The sequence below is a fragment of the Gardnerella piotii genome (assembly GCF_003397585.1).
In the GTDB taxonomy this organism is placed as follows: domain Bacteria; phylum Actinomycetota; class Actinomycetes; order Actinomycetales; family Bifidobacteriaceae; genus Bifidobacterium; species Bifidobacterium piotii.
In genome coordinates this window covers 192,051-211,353 of sequence record NZ_QJUV01000001.1, presented here as the reverse complement: position 1 = coordinate 211,353, position 19,303 = coordinate 192,051, and the positions used below count along the sequence as shown (strand labels likewise).

Sequence of the window (19,303 nt, the reverse complement as noted above, 5' to 3'; positions counted from 1 at the left end):
TCTTCAGTTTTAATCGTTCAAATTTTTTGGCGATTTCTACGCGGTTGTTCTGTTTTGCTAGAACTTGTTCCGTTTTGTTATATTTGAAGTCGCCTCGCAAGTAACCCCATCAACATAATATCGATATATCAAGTAGATTGATATAGTTCAGAGCAAAAAACTCGCAAATATTACAAAAATGATATTGATAACGATAATTATCAATCTTTTTAAATTGATTCAGCAAAAAAGTGCGCTGGGAATGCACGCGTTTTGCTAAGCGTTTTATTAGGCAGCATTACAGCAAACTCAGCGCCAGTAGTTTGCACGATTTTTTGCAAATCGCTTTCTTGCGATACAAACAACGCAGTTGCGAGCGCATCGGCATAAGCTGTTGGAAAATCGCAAGTTTTGCTAGGCACATACGCCCAGCTTGCGCACAAATCGCAAGCAGGAATGCCATCAAGCGCATTAATCAAGTGAGTCGCAATTAAATTAGACTCAAAGCCACTTGCATCTTTGCCTAAGTAACTTGCTTCTTTTACTTTCCAACGCCTTCTTGCGCTAGACGACGCACACAACGCTCCGCTTGCGATTGATGCAACTCCAACTGCTTGAGTTGTGTCAAACGGATTTTCCAGAGCAACTTTTATTTGATCATTCTCTTCGCTAAAACAAGCGCGCATATCTCCGCCAGCGTTTACCAAAAAATCAAAATCGGCAGGCGAATCACTATTCGAAGGCATCTCGCCACCAAGCTCCTCTTTAATAATCTGTGTTACAAGATCTACAAAATATCCCTTTCCAGCTGCACCAAAATCAAGCTGCACTGGCTGATTTGTGCGAAGCGTTGCACTGCCGCTATCTTGCGAAATATCCGACCACGTAACTGGAAGAGCTCGACGATAATTAGCCCAACTGCCTATATTAGAACTCGCGCTAGCTGCCGACTCTGGAACGAACTGCACAGAATTGTTGTAGCCAAGCGCAAGCAGATCCGCGCCGATGCACGCGTCGAAAGCTCCGCGAGCAGCAGCGTAAAACTCGCCATAAAGTGCAAAAAGTGGCCCAGCCCATGCTGGAAACTCAAACTCACCGCCATGCTCCGCACGAGCCATACGCGAAACTAGCGAATCTTCACGAAAGCGCGAAAGAGTCTGCTCATACTCTTCAACAAAAGCGCGAATCCGCTTCTGCACGCGCTGCGAAATCGGCACGCTGCTAGAGATAATAATCCCCGTTCCAAGCGCACGCTCAATCGCCACAACGTTCCTAAACATCGCTTGCCTCACTCCCAATATCAAACACTCTATCAATCATCAAAAACCACAACAATATCCCCCAAAAGCCACAAAATAGCAAAATGTCGTCATAGTTTACAAAAAGTCGCATTCTATACCTACATTTTGCCAAAATGAAGGCATAGCGAGTAAAAAACATTCGTCTATACCGACATTTTCGCAAAAACGCACTATAGAAACATAGGTAGCATCGACAACATCAACATAACGCCACTCGTTTCGGCGTAGCATGATTTACGCGCTTTAATGCCAAGCAAACCTCACTTCGCAAAACCAGCCAAACCTCACTTCGCAAATTTGACAATTTTTTAATTTTGCGAAGTGAAACAATATTCACATAAGCCGCAAAACATAATAAACAGAACACAATAAGCAGAATACAAAAAGGGCCTTCGAGTGTGAACGCAAGCAAGCAAGAAAACAAGCAAGCGAACACACGCGAAAGCCCTAAAACACTAGCGCTAACACGTAGCAAACAAAACTTAGCTACGCACCTTACGCAACACTGCACCAGAAGCCGCAAACATCAAAGCAGCAAAAGCCACTAAAACGCCAGCAACACCAGTAACAGGCAAAACACCCTTACCATCACCCTGGCCAGACGTACTATTCGCAACAGTAATATCCGTCCAAGCAAGCTGATTGCCCTGCTCATCCACGAGCACAACCGTATGCTTACCAGAATAGCCAGCAGGGAATTGCGCATCAAAATAAGGAACACCATCAGCGCCAAGCTTAACAGTCACGTAATCACTACCATCCACGCCACGCAAAAGCTTAGGAGTAGAATACATGAACGCATAAGCCTTTGCAGAACCCTTTTCCTTCAACTCCTTATTAAACTTAGCGTTATCAGAATGAACAGTAACCTTATTAGACGCACCAGCCTTAGCAACATTATTATTACCAACAGTAATCCCGCCCTTAACCTCTGGATTAAGATCATTAACAGTCTTAGGAGCCGCAGGAACCTTAGGCGAATCTTTCTTAGAATCATCACCATGCTTTACAGCAGGAGCAGGCTTCTGACCCGCCCCCTTGTTATCAGCAGGCATTGAAGTTGGCTTCTCGTTATCCTCAGGCTTCTTGTTACCATCAGGATTCTTATTACCATCAGGATTCTTATCACCCTCAGGATTCTTATTACCATCAGGATTCTTATTACCCTCAGGAGTCTGGCCAGACTTCTGGTCATTATCAGGCTTATTACCTGAATCAGGATTCTGATTACCACCTGGTGCAGGTGCTGGAGGCGTTGGCCTTTCACCTGGATTGCAGAATTCATAACATTTATAAGCTTGAACATCTGGATGATTAGGATGTTGCTTTATCTTTTTTATCGATTCATTATTTTCTGCTTTTTTATTAACCCACAGAGAGTCAACATACTGACTTTCCAGCGGAGTATAGTCACTAATATTCTCACAACATTGAAGATCTATATAACGAATTGATGATTGGTCACTTCCCCTTCTTAGTGGAGTTATATCCGTCAACTTAGGCGAAGCCAACTTAAGATCATAAAGAGATGTAAAGTTTTTTAAAGCAGAGATATCGTAAATGTTACTACCAGAGATATGCAATTCCATTAAATGCGTCAAGTTACTAATAGAACTAAGATCAGTCACATTATCAGCAGCTTTAACATACAAGCGTTGAAGTCTACTAATACTATTTAGAGGGGAAAGATCGGAAATCTTGCCACCTTCTAAAGATACGCTTCCTAGGCCTGACATTGTTGTAAGTTTACTAACATCTACACCATCAGCAACACCAATATCTAAATCACCGAGTTTAGAAAGTCCGCTCAAAGGCGAAAAATCAGAAATCCTAGAACCACCTATTTTCAAAATTTTTAAACCACTAAGACCTTTGATAGCATCAAGACTCGTAACCTTATCCATAGCAGTAATATTCAACGAAATAAGATTAGTAAGCTTACGTAAACCAGAAAGATCAGAAATCTTAGAACCATACATTGTCAGATATTTTAGACTCGTAAGATTACTAATAGCATCAAGACTCGTAACCTTATCCGTAGCACGAATACTCAAATCAGTAAGCTTAGTAAGCTTACTAAAAATCGAAAGGTCAGGAACCATAACCCTATTATTTACCAAAGATAATTCTTGTAAATTCACAAAATTTTTAATAGCATCAATATCACTGATATTATTGATATTATTACCATCAAGTTCTAACTTTGTTAAATTAGTAAGATTCTTCAATGCCGAAATGTTGGAAATATTAGCATTATACAGATTTAATTTTTTCAAACCAGTTAGTTCACTCAAAGGGGAAAGATCGGAAATCTTACTAGTACTTTCAATACTTAACTCTTCAAGATCTCTCATATTTTTAAGAGGAGTTAAATCAGAAAGTTCAGGAGAGACATTCTTCACTATTATTTTTTTGAGTTTTGTAAGACTGGAAAGAAAATTAAAATCTTTTACTGCAATGTCACCTTCTAATTCCAAGGTCTCCAGATTAGGCATTTTTGATATAAAACTCAAATCACTAATCCTATTACTTACTCTTGGGAAGTATGTAGACGCATTAAGAGTAAAGTTCTTAACTGAATCCATTTGCGGAAGGCTGGATAAGTCTTTCTTTCCGTTATATAAAGAAATTTTCAAGATAGTCAATTTTGTTAAATGACTTAATGGTGAAAAATCAGAAACATTATTAAATTCGCCAAGTTCTACACCAGTCGCATTTGGGAAGTACTGAAGATCAGAAATATTAGACACAGATTTTGAAACGTCAGTATATCCAAGTCTATGATAGAAAAACTCTAACTTACCAGTAAAGCTTTTAGCCTGACCATAAGTAATTTTTGTATCGTCTGGCCCAATAACATGCGCTTCTTGCGACGAATGTATAGCCCAAAGTCCAAACTCTTTATCAGCAAACTGAATAGCATCATTATCATTATGCCCAGTTTGACCAGACGTATTACCACCAGTACTTGCGAGCGCAACTGGTGGAAGCGACGCAAAAGCAAAGCCACTAAGCAAAGTGGCAGCAGCTACAAAAGCACCTATAGTCTTTTTGTTTAGCATGCTTATCCTTTCTTCTTCTCTCACACGCATCTGCGCGTGAAACAACAAATTGTAAAACAGCTGCAACTTAAACAAAAGCGCAGCTATACAAAGCATTTACAAACAAATCTACCCCCCCCCCCACGGCAAAAATCAACAAAAACCTTGCAAAAACCTTGCAAAAATCCATCAAAACCACAACGTTTCGAGTACACGCAAAAGTAAAGATTTGTGATTTTGCGCAAAAGAAAATATGCATCAAAAAGAAATAACCAAGACACCAGCGTTAGAAATATGCAAGCGCTAAATTCAAACTATGCCGTAACGCGTTTTATATGCAGCGTAATCCTTATCTTGCAAAACACTAGCAACATTCGGCGCATATTCGTATTCTTCTTCAACAAGATGCGTAAACTGCTGCTGAGCTAAAAGATCAACCTGCAGAGGCTTTGTAATAATGTGGAACATGTCTTCAAGAAGCTTCGTATCGTTAGCATCTTTAGCCTGGATTGAAGCCTTGTCGTTAACGCGCTGAGTTATTAATCCCCAATCAAAATGATACCCAGCATCTCGCGCAACAATATCCCAAAAAACGCGCTGCGTTCTACCATTGCCCTCACGAAATGGGTGCAAAACATTAAAATTATTGTAATTTACGCTTAGCTTGCTAATAAAATCATCAATAGATAAACCTTGCAATAAATTATCATTTTTAAGCGTTTGCTCACAGTAACGAATCCCAACGCCCATGTATTCAAGCGGATGAAACGGCTCGCCACCACCTTTAGTCATGTCTATAGTGCGAATCTGACCAGCCCAATCGTAAACATCTTGAAAAAGATAATGATGGATCCACTGCAATTGCTTAACAGTTCCTTCAGCATGCGGCAAGTTTTCGTACAACTTATAGCTGCGAACTGAAACTAAATCGTTTTCAAAGAAATCAAGATCTTCCTGAGTTTGTACATTAAGTTTGTTCTTCAGCACTCGCGTATGAGGAATAAGATATGGGTCAAAAACTTCATCAACCATCATTAATCCTTAAACAAGTTAAGATTAATTATTCCAGACCATAACGCTTACGAGTTAGAGATATAAGCTCATCCGCACTTATAGAACCTCTAATATATTTTCTTGTATCAGCCAAGCATGCAGAAGAGACAGTACCACCTTCTAATTTTGCCGAAGATAATGCTATTGCAACATTTTCTAGTCGTAACTTTTGCGTTTCTTTATCAATCATTTCTACTCCCTGCCAGCACCCGCGCTAAAATCAAAAACAACTACGCACTATTTTACTATTCGCAATGCATTTTAATTACCGCATATTTTTGTTACGGCACACTTTAGTTACGGCACATTTTACTTACGGCACATTTTTCGATTTGACGAATCCAGCATCGGCAACATAACACCACTCGTTTCGGCGTAACTTATGATAAGCAAAAAATCAGGCGACGCATAAATGCACCTCCGCAAAACTTAGCTACGCACCTTACGCAACACTGCACCATAAGCCGCAAAATCCACTTTTTACAAGTTTAAGTCATCAATAACCTAAACTTTTATTTTTCGTAAGTTTAAGTTGTGCGCTATAACAAACACCACTTTCAAAACTTAAAAAATATTACAGTTTTGAAAGTGAAAATGATATAATACTTTCAAAAGTAAAATAAAATTAAAGTTTTGAAAGTAGAAATACATGTTTGCTTTCAAAAGTGAAAAATACTACGATTTTGAATACAAAAGGTGATTGCAATGAAACTCATTGAGAGAACAGATTACTTAAATCGCCTAAAGCGACTTAAAGGCACTCCAGATATAAAAATCATTACTGGTATTCGACGCAGTGGAAAATCGGAGTTGTTGCGAGCTTATAGCAAATATTTAGAAAACACTTATAGCAATCAAAATAGCAAACTTTACGCATCAGCCAAACACGCACAGCAGCCAAACAAGCTACAACAGCAAAACAACTCAAACAATCAAGAACTTAACATAATCAGCATTGACTTCAATAACCTAAATTATGAAAATTTGAAAAATTACAAAAGCCTTTTTGCATACGTTGAAAGCCGTTACATACCCGAAGCGTACAACGTTCTTATGATTGACGAAGTGCAATTATGCCCAAAATTTGAGCTTGCGATTAACAGCCTTCACAATAGTAATAAATACGATATTTATTTAACGGGATCTAACGCATTCTTACTTAGCTCGGACCTTGCAACACTGTTTAGTGGAAGATTCATTGAAATACCAGTATTCCCGTTTAGTTTTGCAGAATATTGCGAATACTTTGAAGTAAAAAACAACTTTAACAATGCATTGCAAAAGTATTTACAACACGGCGGACTTGCAGGATCATACGTTTACGCTAACCAAGACGATGCGCAAGCGTACATAAAAAACGTGTATACAACTCTTGTTAAACGCGATTTAGTAGACAAATACGCAATATCGGAAGTGTCACTTCTTGACTCAATATGCGAATTTTTAATGGATAATATTGCAAATCTTACAACCGCAAATAATGTAAGCTCAATACTTAAGAAGAATCATATTGAAACAACGCACATAACAGTTGGCAATTATCTAAAATATTTATGCAATGCATTCATGTTTTATAAAGTAAAACGTTACGATATTCGTGGTAAAAAATATTTAGAAACAAACGAAAAATACTATTTAGCAGACACCGCGCTACGCTACGCAATTCTAGGAACACGCAACATGGATTACGGTAGAGCGTACGAGAATATTGTGGCACTTGAGCTTATGCGAAGAGGATACGCGATTTATGTTGGTAAACTTTACCAAAAAGAAGTAGATTTTGTGGCAATAAAAGCGAGCGAAAAGTTTTATATTCAAGTTTCAGACAACATTAGTGACAATGCAACGTTGGAGCGCGAACTTTCGCCGCTAAAAGCAATAAAAGACTCTTACACTAAAATCCTGCTTGCAAACACTCGCCATGATTCTTACGACATTGAAGGAATACGCGTAATAGACATAGCACAGTGGCTACTTAACGCAAACTAAGCAAAACAACAGCATGCAATATAAAAGGGCCTTCGAGTGTGAACGCAAGCAAGCAAGAAAGAAAACAAGCAAGCGAACACACGCGAAAGCCCTAAAACACTAGCGCTAACACGCAGCAGTAATATTAATTAGCTACGCACCTTACGCAACACTGCACCAGAAGCCGCAAACATTAAAGCAGCAAACGCCACTAAAACGCCAGCAACACCAGTAACAGGCAAAACACCCTTACCATCACCCTGGCCAGACGTACTATTCGCAACAGTAATATCCGTCCAAGCAAGCTGATTGCCCTGCTCATCCACAAGAACAACAGTATGCTTACCAGAATAACCAGCAGGGAACTGAGCATCAAAATAAGGAACACCATCAGCACCAAGCTTAACAGTCACAAAATCACTACCATCCACGCCACGCAAAAGCTTAGGAGTAGAATAAATGAACGCGTAAGCACGCACAGAACCCTTATTTTTTAACTCCTCATTAAACTTAGCGTTATCAACATGAACAGTAACCCTGTTAGATGCACCAGCCTTAGCAACATTATTATTGCCAACAGTAATCTTGCCCTTAACCTCTGGCTTAAGATCATTAACGCTCTTAGGAGCAGAAGGAACTACAGCTTTAGTTTGATCTGGCTTTGCAGAAGAATCAGTCTCAGCAGAAGAATCTTGAGCAGCATTAGAATCGGAAGCAGAAGGAGCAGATGGGGCTTTTTCTGCAGGGTTATCTGCAGGCTTATCACCAGACTTATCTGGGAGAACATCACCAGAAGCTCCTGGATTCTTTTCACGCTCACTATTCTTGCTCTTCTTAGCTTCTGCAAGAAGATTCTCTAAAGAAACCAATCTAGACTTCTTAGAGTTGCGAATCAAATTAGCAATAAAGCGGAAGCCTTGGTTCTCTGCTTGCTTAGCTAGATCTTCCTTTTCGTCCTTGTAGTTTTTAATAGCTTTCTTAAGATTTGCAGAAATCTTATTATTAAATTCCACGGCGGCAGCGCCTGCTTTATTTGCTTCAGCAGTAGTCAATTCACTAAAAGGCTTATTGTCAAAACTCTCTACAACTCCAAGGAACTTTGCAATAGCAGCTTTCTCTTCTTCAGTAACAGTAAACATTCCTGTGTTAGCTAGCTGCGCTGATTCAACAGCGTTAGCATAAGGCTTTTCTTGAACATTGCGATGTTCCTGCGCTTCTTTTCTAAATAATTCAAGCTGAGAAGGAGTTGCACTTTTGCCGTTTTCCTTTAATGCCTTCAGAAAATCTTCCTCTGATATGCCAAGATCTGCCATACTTTTAACCAGAGTATCTCTAATTGTTTTTTGAGCTTCATTAAACAAAGCACGAGCGCCACTAAAAGTCGCAGATTTGCTAATCAGCGTAGCAGTAAAGTGGAAACCTTTAGCATTTGCCTGCTTAATTAAATCTTCCTTTGCATACTTCTCTGATTCATTAAGCAAATTTTCCAAAGAATCTAAAGAACTGTAATTAGACTCTTTAATTTTGTTAGCAACTAAAGTAAGACCCTCATCTTTAGCTTTTTTAACTAAAGCAGCTTTGCCATTAACGTATGCGCTTTGAGCCTTATTACGCTCATCTTTACTACCGTAGAAAATTTGACTAGCCGACTGGAAAGTAGTAGCTTCACGCATCTTATTAGCAAGATCATGCAAACCAATAACGTCAAGATGCATAGCACGATATTTAACAATCTTGTCGTTTACGTATTTAAGAACAGCAGCATTCTCACTATCGTTATTACGACCGGTAACCTTCGACTTGTTTTTGTTTACATAATCTAAAATCTCATCAATTTCACTTTTTAGAAGACGAGAACCGTTAACGCGTTTTTTAAGTGTCTCTAGAGGAGAGAGTTCAGCAGATTCTCCAGTGCTATTCGTTTGAACTGGAGTCGCATTACTAGCCAACGCTGGCATTGCAAACGCAATTCCCGAAACAAAAGTCGCTACCGCTGCAAATGCGGCAATCGCTTTTTTACTTAACATACTTTTCCTTTCCTCTCATCACGAATCATCGTGCGAAGAGCCTATTTGCTAAAACAGCACAATAAGTGATTCAACTTAGGCTTAAATTAAATCATTACAAAGTATACAGATACCCTACCCCCCTAATGTATTGTTATAACCTTTCCATAACAGATAAACAGGGATAAAACAGAAATAAAACAGATCAAACGCTAAAACAGATAAAACACAAATAAAACAAAAGCAGGAGTCGCGATAAATAATCGCAAACTCCTGCAATATATGAAACTTAGGTCTTATAAAACCGTAAGAGTTAGGCTTAAATCACTTTTGCATTGGGCAAAACGTTGCCGTCTTTATCAACATTGCAACTATGCTCAACAGCAATCGTAATGTGATCGTTGTCAACGGAATAAAAGCCGTCAGTCACCTTAAAAACGTGACGAACGCCTTGCAAATCGTCAACCTTTACAAATCCGTGATCAATCAACGCAAGCACAGCCTCATGCCCAGGAAGAACACCCATTGTGCCATTCACAGAAGGAATAACAACAAACTTAGCATCGCCTTCCCAAACAGGATGCCTGGCTGCAACCACACTAACGTGCAGCGTTTTCACTTGCTTTTCTGCCATAATCACGCACCAAACTCTTGCTGCATATCGTGCCAACGACGCTCAAGATCGTCAATGCCACCAATGCCAGAGAACGCCTGCTCAGGAATCTCGTCGTAAACGCCATCGCAAATGCGCGTAAACGCCTCAATCGTCTCGTCTGCTGGAACATAAGAACCTGGGCGGCCAGTAAACTTTTCGGCCACGTAGAAGTTCTGACCAAGGAACTGCTCAATCTTACGAGCGCGGCTCACAGTGGTCTTATCTTCCTCACCAAGCTCATCAATACCAATCAAAGCGATGATGTCTTGAAGCTCCTTATTACGCTGCAAAATGGCCTTTACGCGGTTAGCGCAATCGTAGTGAGCCTGGCCAACATAACGAGGATCCAAAATTCTAGAAGTAGAAGCCAAAGGATCCACAGCTGGGTAAATACCCTTAGCTGCAATGTCTCGCGAAAGCTCGGTAGTTGCATCCAAGTGCGTAAACGTTGTTGCAGGTGCAGGATCGGTGTAATCATCTGCAGGCACGTAAATAGCCTGAAGCGACGTAATAGAATGGCCGCGCGTAGAAGTAATACGCTCCTGCAACGCACCCATCTCGTCTGCCAAGTTTGGCTGATAACCAACTGCAGAAGGCATACGACCAAGCAACGTAGAAACCTCGGAACCTGCCTGAGTGAAGCGGAAGATGTTGTCGATAAACAGCAACACATCCTGATTCTGCACATCGCGGAAGTACTCAGCCATAGTCAAAGCGGTAAGAGGCACGCGAAGACGAGTCCCAGGAGGCTCATCCATCTGACCAAAGACAAGCGCCGTTTTCTCCAAAACGCCAGCCTCTGCCATTTCGCCAATCAAATCGTTACCCTCACGAGTACGTTCGCCAACGCCAGCAAACACAGACACACCGCCGTGATTCTGGGCAACGCGCTGAATCATCTCCTGAATCAACACGGTTTTACCAACGCCTGCACCGCCGAACAGACCAATCTTTCCACCCTGAACGTAAGGCGTAAGCAAATCTATAACCTTAATGCCCGTTTCAAACATTTGAGTCTTAGACTCAAGCTGATCGAAAGCAGGTGGGTTGCGATGGATTGGCCAGCGCTCAGTCACCTCAATGTTCTCGCCTGGCTTAGCGTTTAAGATATTGCCAGTAACGTCAAAAACGTGACCTTTTGTAACATCTCCAACAGGCACAGAAATTGGGCCACCAGTATCTCGCACTAAAGCACCACGAACCAAACCGTCCGTAGGCTTAAGCGCCACTGCTCGCACAGTTGAATCACCAAGGTGCTGCTCAACTTCCAATGTAATCTCGTGGACGGTATCTCCTTCCGTGTTTCCAACGGTGTTGATATCAACCTTGAGAGCATTGTAAATATCTGGAAGATAGCCAACTGGGAACTCAACGTCAATCACGGAACCCTGAACACGGGTTACGCGGCCAGCCGTTGGGTCGCTTTCCTTTGCATCTTCTGGAGGTGCTGTGGTCTGATTTTCAGCCATATGCTCCTATTCCTCCTCATTATTCAGCGCATCAGCGCTGCCGATAATCTCGGTAAGTTCTTGTGTAATGGAAGCCTGGCGAGAAGCATTAAGCTTTCTCGTTAAATCATCCACCAAATTGCGGGCGTTGTCTGTAGCCGTGTGCATAGCATTTTGCCTACTAGCTGTTTCGGAAGCTGCAGATGTAAGCAAGCATTCGTGAATACGCGACTGAATATACTTTGGCAAAACTGCATCCAAAACTTCGTCTGGGCTAGGCTCAAAGCAATATTCCACAGCATCTGGATTGCTGCGACTAACAGCTTCTTCACGCGCCGAAACCGCACCCGTAGACGAAAGCGAAGCAGAAGGGCCAGAAGCCGCCTCGTAGTCAGGCCTATGCATAGCAAACTCTTCGCCGTCTTTTAACGGAACCAGCTCAACTGGAAGCATGCGTAGCGTACGAACCTTTTGCCTCACCATGTTTATAAACTCAGTGAACACAATGTAAAGCTCGCTAACACCGCCATCTTCTTCGGGAGTCATGTAGGCGTCCATTAAAGTATCGGAGATTCGCTCTGCGATTGTTACATCAGGATGATCCGTAGACCCTTCCCAAGTGCCTGCAACGTCGCGATTACGATACTTGTAATAGGTTGCACCTCGGCGACCATACACATACAACTCTGCGTGCTTTCCTTCGGCGTCTAGCTTTGTAAGCAGCGCCTCGGTTTCTCGAATAATCGAAGACGTAAACGCGCCCGCCATTCCGCGGTCGGAAGTCAACGCCAGAACGGCTACGCGATTACCCGCACGCTCTTTTCCAAAGATTGGATGCTTAATGTTTGCTTCGTGATGAGCTACCAACGCCTGCACGGCATCGAAAATTGCGTCGCTGTATGGCTTAGCGTTAAGCGCAATATCTCGCGCTTTTGCAATATGCGAAGACGCAATCATTTCCTGAGCCTTAAAGATTTTACCCAAAGACTGTGTGGAAATAATTCTCGATTTCAATGCAAGTTGGGAAGACATACGCTACTTCCCCTCAGACTCGTTATTGCTTGAATCGCGACCATCCGACTTTGGCTTTGCAACAAGCTTTTCCTTCTCAACAGGAGCAGGATTCTCGGCAGGAGGCAAAGAATCCTTAACAATCAAAGGCTTTCCTGCAGAAGTCTTAAACGACTTACGGAAATCTTCGATTGCGGCATCAAGCTTTGCTTCTGTCTCTTTTGTAAAGTCCTCGGTATCGCGAATCACTTGCAAAATGTCGGTTCCCTTATCTAGATAATCCAACATTTCGCTTTCAAAGCGAAGCACGTCTTTTACAGGAATGTCGTCTAACTTTCCATGAGTACCAGCCCACACGGAAACAACCTCTTGCTCCATGGAACGAGGCGAGAACTGCTTCTGCTTAAGCAACTCGGTTAAGCGAGCGCCACGAGTGAGCTGAGCCTTGGAAGCTGCATCCAAATCGGAAGCAAACATTGCAAAGGATTCCAAAGACTTGTAACGAGCCAACGAAATCTTAAGCATGCCAGAGACCTTCTTCAAAGCCTTGGCCTGAGCTGCGCCACCAACACGAGACACAGAAATACCAACATCAACTGCTGGGCGCTGACCTGCGTTGAACAAATCGGACTGCAAGAAGATCTGGCCATCTGTAATAGAAATCACGTTGGTTGGAATGTATGCAGAAACGTCGTTTGCCTTGGTCTCAATAATTGGTAAGCCAGTCATTGAGCCGCCGCCCATATCGTCGGAAAGCTTTGCGCATCTTTCTAGCAGACGAGAGTGAAGATAGAACACGTCGCCTGGGTAAGCTTCACGCCCAGGTGGGCGACGAAGAAGCAAAGAAATCGAACGATATGCTTCTGCTTGCTTAGACAAGTCGTCGAAAACAATCAAAACATGCTTGCCGTTGTACATCCAATGCTGTCCAATTGCAGAACCAGTGTATGGAGCAATGTACTTAAAACCTGCAGAATCCGAAGCTGGGCTGGCAACGATTGTTGTGTACTTCATAGCGCCTGCTTCTTCGAGGCTTTGACGTACAGCAGCGATTGTTGAACCCTTTTGTCCGATTGCTACGTAAATGCAACGAACTTGCTTCTTTGGATCTCCACTTTCCCAGTTTGTGCGCTGGTTAATAATCGTATCGATTGCGATTGCGGTTTTACCAGTTTGACGATCGCCAATAATCAGCTGACGCTGACCGCGACCGATTGGCGTCATTGCGTCAATGGCCTTTAAGCCAGTAGACAAAGGCTCATCCACAGGGTGACGATGAATCACGTCTGGAGCCTGGGCTTCAAGAATACGACGCTCCTTGCACTCAATCGCACCAAGACCATCAATCGGATTACCCAATGGGTCTACTGTACGACCAAGATAGGCGTCTCCCACTGGCACAGATAACACTTCGCCAGTGCGGTAAACTTCCTGCCCTTCCTCAATGCCCGTAAAATCGCCTAGAATAACCACGCCGATTTCGTGAGCATCAAGGTTAAACGCTAGGCCCAGGGTGTCGTTCTCAAAGGTGAGCAGCTCGTTTGCCATGCAGCCAGTCAATCCAGCTACGTGCGCAATGCCGTCACCAGCCGTAACAACATAGCCAACTTCTTGCGTTGGCATGTCTGCTGGCTTGTACGAGTCAACAAACCCGTCAAGTGCCTTGCGTATAAGGGCGGGATCAATAGATAGTTCCGCCATAATTCTCCTTAATTTATTACTTCACTGCCTGTGTCCAAGCGCCATTGCGCGCAGAACGCTGCAGCTGCTTAAGCTGCATTAACATTGTGCGGTCTGTTACTTGATCGCCAATACGTATACGCATTCCACCAAGCACGTTTGGATCTACGATTGGGTTTATGTACGCACGATGACCCAACTTATTGCTGTAAATCTCAATCAAACGCTTGATTTGCTTATCCGTAAGAGGCTGAGCGGTTGTAACAGTAACCAAAGTTTCGCCTGCTTCGCGCTCAAAACCAGACCATGCGCCGCCAAAGCTGCCCGTCTTGCCACTTTCTGCGCCACCATGCCAAGTTCCTACCAGGTAGTGCATAATGCGCAAAACAACGGGATGCGCCTTACCTCCAATAAGCTCGTCTATTAAGCGAGATTTATCTTCCGAAGACCTATTTGGATCGGTAATGGCGTCAGAAAGCTCTGGATACTTTTCTAGCGTATCCATCATTGTTGAAAGCTCATCAGATATGCGCTGAGCTTCGTCATGAGCATCTGAAATGGCTTGCGCAAGCGAAGAACGCGATAAGTTTTCGCTTACTCGCGATGCCTTTTCTGGCATCCGTACCTCCTCATTTATGCAAAACTAAGTAGCGATTAGCAACACTAAGACATAAAACTTAGTGAAAGCTTGCGTTAACTACTTGTTTTGCGCCGAATCCTTAACGTCTCCTACTTCATCAATCACATGATCAATGATTTTGGAGCCTACGGTATCGTCATCTAGCTTAGAAGCAAGAATCTTTCCGGCTAACGCCGCAGCGAGTACCGAGACTTCTCCTTGGAGGCTAGTCATAGCGTGCTTATGCTGAGCTTCAATGGAATGCTGAGCTTCACTAATAATCTTCGCAGCATCTTTTTCTGCACGCTGTCTTGCTTCATCAACAATCTTGGAAGCTTGTGCTCGAGCCTGTTCGCGAGTCTTTGCAGCATCTGCTTGAGCATTAGAGAGTTCTTCTTCCATCTGGCTCTTTAACTCATCAGCTTCACGCTGCACGTTTGCTGCTTTGGCCATTCCGCCTTCGATTTTTTCTGCGCGCTCATCAAGAATTGCCTGGAATTTAGGCATAACGAACTTGTAGAAAAACGCTGCAAGAACAACTAAAATAACCAGCGACCATATAACGTCGTAAGGCTCCGGCAAGAACAACGCCAGTTTATTAGTTTCGGCTGCATATGCCATGGCTTGTCCTTTCTATTCTTTCAACACTTGTATGCGTTGGAACGAGTTGTTTCGTTCGGTTCAGCTTCCCATAATGTAGGCAACGAATCCGAGCAAGCCCAGAACCTCGATGAATGCCAAGCCAATAAACATGAACAACTGAATACGGTTGCCGACTTCTGGCTGACGTGCAGTGGATTCCATAGCCTTGGATACAACCATTGCCATTCCGATAGCAGGGGAAAGAGTAGCAACGGCAAAGCCGAGAATGCTAAGGTTGCCCGTCAATCCTGCGAGAGCGATGATACTATTCATTGGTTTCCTTTCTTTAGGAACAGTAACCAGTTATAAACCCTAAGATTATTAAACCTGATTTATCTGTTTATTTTAACTAGATTTAACTAGATTTAACTATTTATGCAATAGCAACAGCAGATTTTTCTTCTTTCTCGGGGTAACTTTCCGAAATATACACAGATGCAAGAACGGTAAAAATAAATGCCTGTAAGCCTGCAACTATTACTTCGAATACTGTAAACAGAATGCCACCAAGCAGCCATAATGCACCGCCTAAGGCAAGGAGTTTATTGCTGGAATCCACCACAAAGAAGTTGGTGAATACTAGGCAAGTGGCCACCAGCAAATGGCCAGCAATCATATTCGCAAACAAACGGATTGTAAGCGAAAGTGGTCGCACAATCAACAATTCCAGCAGCTGCAATGGCGTAAGAATAAAGTAAATCGGCCATGGCACGCCAGCTGGGAACAATGATTCGCGGAAGAACGTTAGGAATCCTTTTTCTCTAATTCCAGTGATTAAGTATTGGCATACAACCCAAAGAGCAAACACTAATGGCCCTGTAATAGTTGCTGTTGCAGCCATGTTTAAGCCTGGAATAACTGAGCAAAGATTAAAGAAGAATATTGTTATAAAAAGAGTTGTCATCATTGGCACATAACGCTTTCCGCGCTCTTCGCCAATCATTTCGTACACAATGTTGAATCGCACAAAGTCCATTAGGATTTCTAGCACGCTTTGGAATCTTCCTGGAACCACTTTTGCACGAGCTGCACCAATGCCAAAAATAATCATAACGATTACGGCCATAATAAGACGCACCATAACAATTCGATTCATGGCAAAAGGTGTGCCTTGGAATAAAATCTCTGGCGGCAAAAAGTCATTAATGCTTGGCATCTCTGGCTTTGCTGAAGCTAGCAACGCCGCAACATTTATATGCGCAGCTTTCGCTAAAACTTCGATAGCTCCACTCATTCGTGCCTCCTTGTAGGACTCTTTTACAATACAGTTGCGTTAAGTATAAAGTTATTCACAAGCTAGTTTGTAAAACCGTAAATCCTGTAAATTCATTCGTTGACATATGTGCGAAACGAAAATATATCTCTAAAAAGCTGATTCTACTCTTAGTTTGTACATTTGAGTTATATTGCTGATTATTAACGAGTGTTGCGATTATAGCAAGTACGCAAATTATTAATAACTCGCTTTAGTCACTTGTTTATTATACTCCACATTTGTTTAGAATTAAACTAGTTACGCGATAAACTTACGCTAGAAACACGCCGAAGACTTGACAAATCCAAATTTACACCTATCGTAGATAGAGCTGCTAAAAGCAGCCGACGCGGGGTGGAGCAGCTCGGTAGCTCGCTGGGCTCATAACCCAGAGGTCCATGGTTCAAATCCATGCCCCGCTACTTAAGCCAAGAATCGCATATTTCTCACGAATGCGCTCTTGGCTTTTCTTTTAATCTTTTTATTTGGCGCAGTCTTTAGCGTGGTATATCTGATATATCAATAGAGAAGAATCGCTAGGCGGCGGCGAGCGCGATTCAAGCGCTCATCGCCAGCAGGAAGCATTGCAAAATACTCAAGCATGCGGTCTTTAATCACCTCTGCGCAATCTTTGTGAGAAGCAAGAAAATCAAGAAGCCTGCCAAAAGCATCATCAATGTGGCCATCAATCATATCTACATCTGCTACAGCAAGCTGAGCGGAAACATCGCCAGGATTATCGCCAGCAGCCTTGCGCACAGCCTCCACATTTGTATTCGTATTTCTGCTAAGAAGCAAAGCCTTTGCACGCTCACGAGACGCCAAAGAATCATTCGGATTATCTTGCAATACTTTTTCATACTCGCGCGCAGCAAGAGCATAATCGCCATTCATAGCTGCATCGTGTGCAATTTTGTGTTCAGGGGGAATGCTGGATGAATCGCCAGAATCCGCAGAATCGCCAGAATCCGCCGCATTATCATCTACGCCAGAATCTGCCGAATCAATATAAGGAGCCGTTCCAGCAACACCAGACTTTTCTGCAACCTTAACTAATTGCGGCAAAATGGCACTACAAATCTGATTCAACTCATCTTCGCTAGGCAATCCTTGGCAAATAGGCATTGGCCTGCCCCCAACCAATCCATATACAGCTGGAAGCTGCTGCGCGCGCAAAGCTTGAGCAATCGATGGGCTTTCATCCGCATCAATTCGCGCAAGTTGCATTCTGCCATCTAAGGCACTAACGGAATCCGCAAGTTTTTGCGCTAAGTCGTAAGAAGTTTCGTCACTTTTTTGCCAAACAAGCAAAATAATTGGAAAACTTACGGAAGTTTGAACCATTGCTTGGAAAGTTTGATCGTTAACATCAATCACGTATCCGCCTGCAAGTGGAATTTTAGACTGCGGTTTGCCAGATTTTTCGGCAGCTTCGCGCTTTGCAAGAGCCTCCGCCTTGCGCTTTACGCCTTCTAGGTCTACTGCACCAGCAAGCGAAAATCCGCCTGGGTTCATACCCATAGATTGTGAATCAACCATATTTCCTCTTTTGCTTGTATTGCTTTACAAATATCTATAAAGCGCTAAACGCATTACAGAAAGCCTAAGGCGCTTCTACAACGCTTCTACCTTTATAGGCTGACGTTCTGCTCCAACTGGAATAATCTTTGCGTCCGAGCCAGCAGGAGGCACAACCATCGCAATAACGTTCACATAAGTTACGCGCATTGTAGAAGTGGCCTTAGAATCCCCAAATAACGCTTTTTCTTCGTCGGAAGCTGGCCTAGATTCGCGGCCTTCTCCCGCTTTTCTAGTCCAAACTGAATCAATGCGAGCAATAACCAAATCACTCCCATCGCTTGCGCGCATAACGCTAATCTGGTTTGTTACAGGAGTAAAAACTTGTTCTTGAGATCCCTTATTTCGCTCCATTCCAGCTTGAACTGTTTTAGAAAGCTCGCTTAGTTTTGATCGCAAGTAATCATTAGCAAAATACTTTGCAAACTTGCTCGATTCTCCTCTTTGCAAAACATCCGCATACGCTGCAGCAGCCGCGTGTGGAGACATAACAAGTCCCGAATCATTAGCTTTACCCATAGAAGCTCCTATTGAAGGAACTGGGAATTTTGGCAAATGCACGCCAGGGAAAAGCCTTGCAACAGCCCAAAGCTTGTAGTTTGAGCGCGCACTATCTTGGCGAATAACCAACAATCGTTTAGACTGCTGGTCTTTTGTTGTTGTGGTAATTGTCATTAAATCGCGCGGCCAACTTGCGTTTGTTGGAACAATTGTTTGAGCAACTTCACGCGGAATAGTGGTTTTTGCATCTAGCTTGCCCATTTTTGCAGCAATCGCCAGCTCGCTTGCGCGCACAAGAGCCGAAGGTCCGCTCATGTATTCTGCAAGATTACTTGCGTTTTTCTCTTCGTTAGCTTTTTCTAAAGAGCGCAAAACTCTTAAACGTATATCTTTTTCTTTGATTGGCGTTACATCTGGAAGCTCTTTAACGCTAGAGCCTTCTGCAGCCTTAGGAACTTGGCCTTCGCAAGCGCAAAGCGTAAGGCACATTGCCGAAGCAATTACCGAAGCACACGCAAAACGCGCGTAGTGCTTAATTTTATGCGCATAAAACATAGTCACACTTT

At 42.8% G+C, this 19,303-nt stretch carries 16 protein-coding genes and 1 tRNA gene; 2 read left to right on the top strand and 15 right to left on the bottom strand.

From position 1 onward, the window contains the following. Positions 1 to 209: 209 nt before the first annotated feature. The 4 genes from D0T20_RS00910 to D0T20_RS00895 form a co-directional block, all read right to left on the bottom strand. Positions 210 to 1,244 carry an FAD:protein FMN transferase gene (locus D0T20_RS00910; RefSeq protein ID WP_162862706.1) on the bottom strand — a complete coding sequence of 345 codons (1,035 nt, stop codon included), beginning with the start codon at positions 1,242 to 1,244 and terminating at the stop codon, positions 210 to 212. Between the two features lie 518 nt (positions 1,245 to 1,762). Further along, complete coding sequence (locus D0T20_RS06420) at positions 1,763 to 4,342, bottom strand: leucine-rich repeat domain-containing protein (protein WP_205412667.1); 2,580 nt, start codon at positions 4,340 to 4,342, stop codon at positions 1,763 to 1,765. 288 nt (positions 4,343 to 4,630) lie between these two features. Beyond that, positions 4,631 to 5,353, bottom strand: coding sequence for a Fic/DOC family protein (locus tag D0T20_RS00900; RefSeq protein WP_116438142.1), 723 nt, complete (start codon positions 5,351 to 5,353; stop codon positions 4,631 to 4,633). A 28-nt stretch (positions 5,354 to 5,381) separates the two neighbouring features. After that, a complete protein-coding gene (locus D0T20_RS00895; protein WP_116438141.1) occupies positions 5,382 to 5,564 on the bottom strand; it encodes an antitoxin VbhA family protein in 183 nt (60 codons plus the stop codon). 515 nt (positions 5,565 to 6,079) lie between these two features. On the opposite strand from D0T20_RS00895, the gene D0T20_RS00890 reads away from it, so the two are divergent. Then, entirely contained in the window at positions 6,080 to 7,363 is a 1,284-nt protein-coding gene (locus D0T20_RS00890; protein WP_116438140.1) for an ATP-binding protein, read from the top strand. A gap of 128 nt (positions 7,364 to 7,491) precedes the next feature. On the opposite strand, the gene D0T20_RS00885 is transcribed toward D0T20_RS00890, so the two are convergent. The 9 genes from D0T20_RS00885 to atpB form a co-directional block, all read right to left on the bottom strand. Beyond that, the gene (locus tag D0T20_RS00885) at positions 7,492 to 9,369 is read right to left on the bottom strand and encodes a hypothetical protein (RefSeq protein ID WP_116438139.1); all 1,878 of its coding nucleotides are present in this window, start codon (positions 9,367 to 9,369) and stop codon (positions 7,492 to 7,494) included. A gap of 298 nt (positions 9,370 to 9,667) precedes the next feature. Next, positions 9,668 to 9,982 (bottom strand): F0F1 ATP synthase subunit epsilon, encoded by a 315-nt coding sequence (locus tag D0T20_RS00880; protein ID WP_004131539.1) that lies wholly within the window; start codon positions 9,980 to 9,982, stop codon positions 9,668 to 9,670. Between the two features lie 2 nt (positions 9,983 to 9,984). Next, on the bottom strand, positions 9,985 to 11,472 hold the full coding sequence (gene atpD, locus D0T20_RS00875; protein ID WP_004133619.1) for a F0F1 ATP synthase subunit beta: 1,488 nt from the start codon (positions 11,470 to 11,472) through the stop codon (positions 9,985 to 9,987). Between the two features lie 6 nt (positions 11,473 to 11,478). Next, positions 11,479 to 12,483 carry a F0F1 ATP synthase subunit gamma gene (locus D0T20_RS00870; RefSeq protein WP_004131536.1) on the bottom strand — a complete coding sequence of 335 codons (1,005 nt, stop codon included), beginning with the start codon at positions 12,481 to 12,483 and terminating at the stop codon, positions 11,479 to 11,481. Positions 12,484 to 12,486: 3 nt separating this feature from the next. Further along, positions 12,487 to 14,163: a F0F1 ATP synthase subunit alpha gene (atpA, locus tag D0T20_RS00865; RefSeq protein ID WP_004131535.1), complete on the bottom strand. Its 1,677-nt coding sequence runs from the start codon at positions 14,161 to 14,163 to the stop codon at positions 12,487 to 12,489. Positions 14,164 to 14,179: 16 nt separating this feature from the next. Further along, positions 14,180 to 14,761 (bottom strand): F0F1 ATP synthase subunit delta, encoded by a 582-nt coding sequence (locus tag D0T20_RS00860; protein WP_004114200.1) that lies wholly within the window; start codon positions 14,759 to 14,761, stop codon positions 14,180 to 14,182. Positions 14,762 to 14,839: 78 nt separating this feature from the next. Further along, positions 14,840 to 15,382, bottom strand: coding sequence for a F0F1 ATP synthase subunit B (locus tag D0T20_RS00855; protein WP_004133623.1), 543 nt, complete (start codon positions 15,380 to 15,382; stop codon positions 14,840 to 14,842). Positions 15,383 to 15,442: 60 nt separating this feature from the next. Next, entirely contained in the window at positions 15,443 to 15,676 is a 234-nt protein-coding gene (gene atpE / locus D0T20_RS00850) for an ATP synthase F0 subunit C (protein ID WP_004105752.1), read from the bottom strand. A 100-nt stretch (positions 15,677 to 15,776) separates the two neighbouring features. Continuing rightward, a complete protein-coding gene (gene atpB, locus D0T20_RS00845; protein ID WP_016635636.1) occupies positions 15,777 to 16,637 on the bottom strand; it encodes a F0F1 ATP synthase subunit A in 861 nt (286 codons plus the stop codon). Positions 16,638 to 17,006: 369 nt separating this feature from the next. Here atpB and D0T20_RS00840 point away from each other — a divergent pair. Beyond that, a tRNA-Met gene (locus D0T20_RS00840) sits at positions 17,007 to 17,080 on the top strand. 97 nt (positions 17,081 to 17,177) lie between these two features. Here the strand turns inward: D0T20_RS00840 and D0T20_RS00835 are convergent. Together D0T20_RS00835 and D0T20_RS00830 are read right to left on the bottom strand one after the other, a co-directional pair. Continuing rightward, the gene (locus D0T20_RS00835; protein WP_016835943.1) at positions 17,178 to 18,197 is read right to left on the bottom strand and encodes a tetratricopeptide repeat protein; all 1,020 of its coding nucleotides are present in this window, start codon (positions 18,195 to 18,197) and stop codon (positions 17,178 to 17,180) included. A gap of 75 nt (positions 18,198 to 18,272) precedes the next feature. Further along, positions 18,273 to 19,292 carry a DUF8094 domain-containing protein gene (locus D0T20_RS00830; protein ID WP_162862646.1) on the bottom strand — a complete coding sequence of 340 codons (1,020 nt, stop codon included), beginning with the start codon at positions 19,290 to 19,292 and terminating at the stop codon, positions 18,273 to 18,275. Positions 19,293 to 19,303 lie beyond the last annotated feature (11 nt).

What these genes read in the sequence shown, in the direction of transcription:
- D0T20_RS06420 (WP_205412667.1), bottom strand. Translation starts at nt 4,342, where the DNA reads ATGCTAAACAAAAAGACTATAGGTGCTTTTGTAGCTGCTGCCACTTTG.
- D0T20_RS00900 (WP_116438142.1), bottom strand. Translation starts at nt 5,353, where the DNA reads ATGGTTGATGAAGTTTTTGACCCATATCTTATTCCTCATACGCGAGTG.
- D0T20_RS00895 (WP_116438141.1), bottom strand. Translation starts at nt 5,564, where the DNA reads ATGATTGATAAAGAAACGCAAAAGTTACGACTAGAAAATGTTGCAATA.
- D0T20_RS00890 (WP_116438140.1), top strand. Translation starts at nt 6,080, where the DNA reads ATGAAACTCATTGAGAGAACAGATTACTTAAATCGCCTAAAGCGACTT.
- D0T20_RS00885 (WP_116438139.1), bottom strand. Translation starts at nt 9,369, where the DNA reads ATGTTAAGTAAAAAAGCGATTGCCGCATTTGCAGCGGTAGCGACTTTT.
- D0T20_RS00880 (WP_004131539.1), bottom strand. Translation starts at nt 9,982, where the DNA reads ATGGCAGAAAAGCAAGTGAAAACGCTGCACGTTAGTGTGGTTGCAGCC.
- atpD (WP_004133619.1), bottom strand. Translation starts at nt 11,472, where the DNA reads ATGGCTGAAAATCAGACCACAGCACCTCCAGAAGATGCAAAGGAAAGC.
- D0T20_RS00870 (WP_004131536.1), bottom strand. Translation starts at nt 12,483, where the DNA reads ATGTCTTCCCAACTTGCATTGAAATCGAGAATTATTTCCACACAGTCT.
- atpA (WP_004131535.1), bottom strand. Translation starts at nt 14,163, where the DNA reads ATGGCGGAACTATCTATTGATCCCGCCCTTATACGCAAGGCACTTGAC.
- D0T20_RS00860 (WP_004114200.1), bottom strand. Translation starts at nt 14,761, where the DNA reads ATGCCAGAAAAGGCATCGCGAGTAAGCGAAAACTTATCGCGTTCTTCG.
- D0T20_RS00855 (WP_004133623.1), bottom strand. Translation starts at nt 15,382, where the DNA reads ATGGCATATGCAGCCGAAACTAATAAACTGGCGTTGTTCTTGCCGGAG.
- atpE (WP_004105752.1), bottom strand. Translation starts at nt 15,676, where the DNA reads ATGAATAGTATCATCGCTCTCGCAGGATTGACGGGCAACCTTAGCATT.
- atpB (WP_016635636.1), bottom strand. Translation starts at nt 16,637, where the DNA reads ATGAGTGGAGCTATCGAAGTTTTAGCGAAAGCTGCGCATATAAATGTT.
- D0T20_RS00835 (WP_016835943.1), bottom strand. Translation starts at nt 18,197, where the DNA reads ATGGTTGATTCACAATCTATGGGTATGAACCCAGGCGGATTTTCGCTT.
- D0T20_RS00830 (WP_162862646.1), bottom strand. Translation starts at nt 19,292, where the DNA reads ATGTTTTATGCGCATAAAATTAAGCACTACGCGCGTTTTGCGTGTGCT.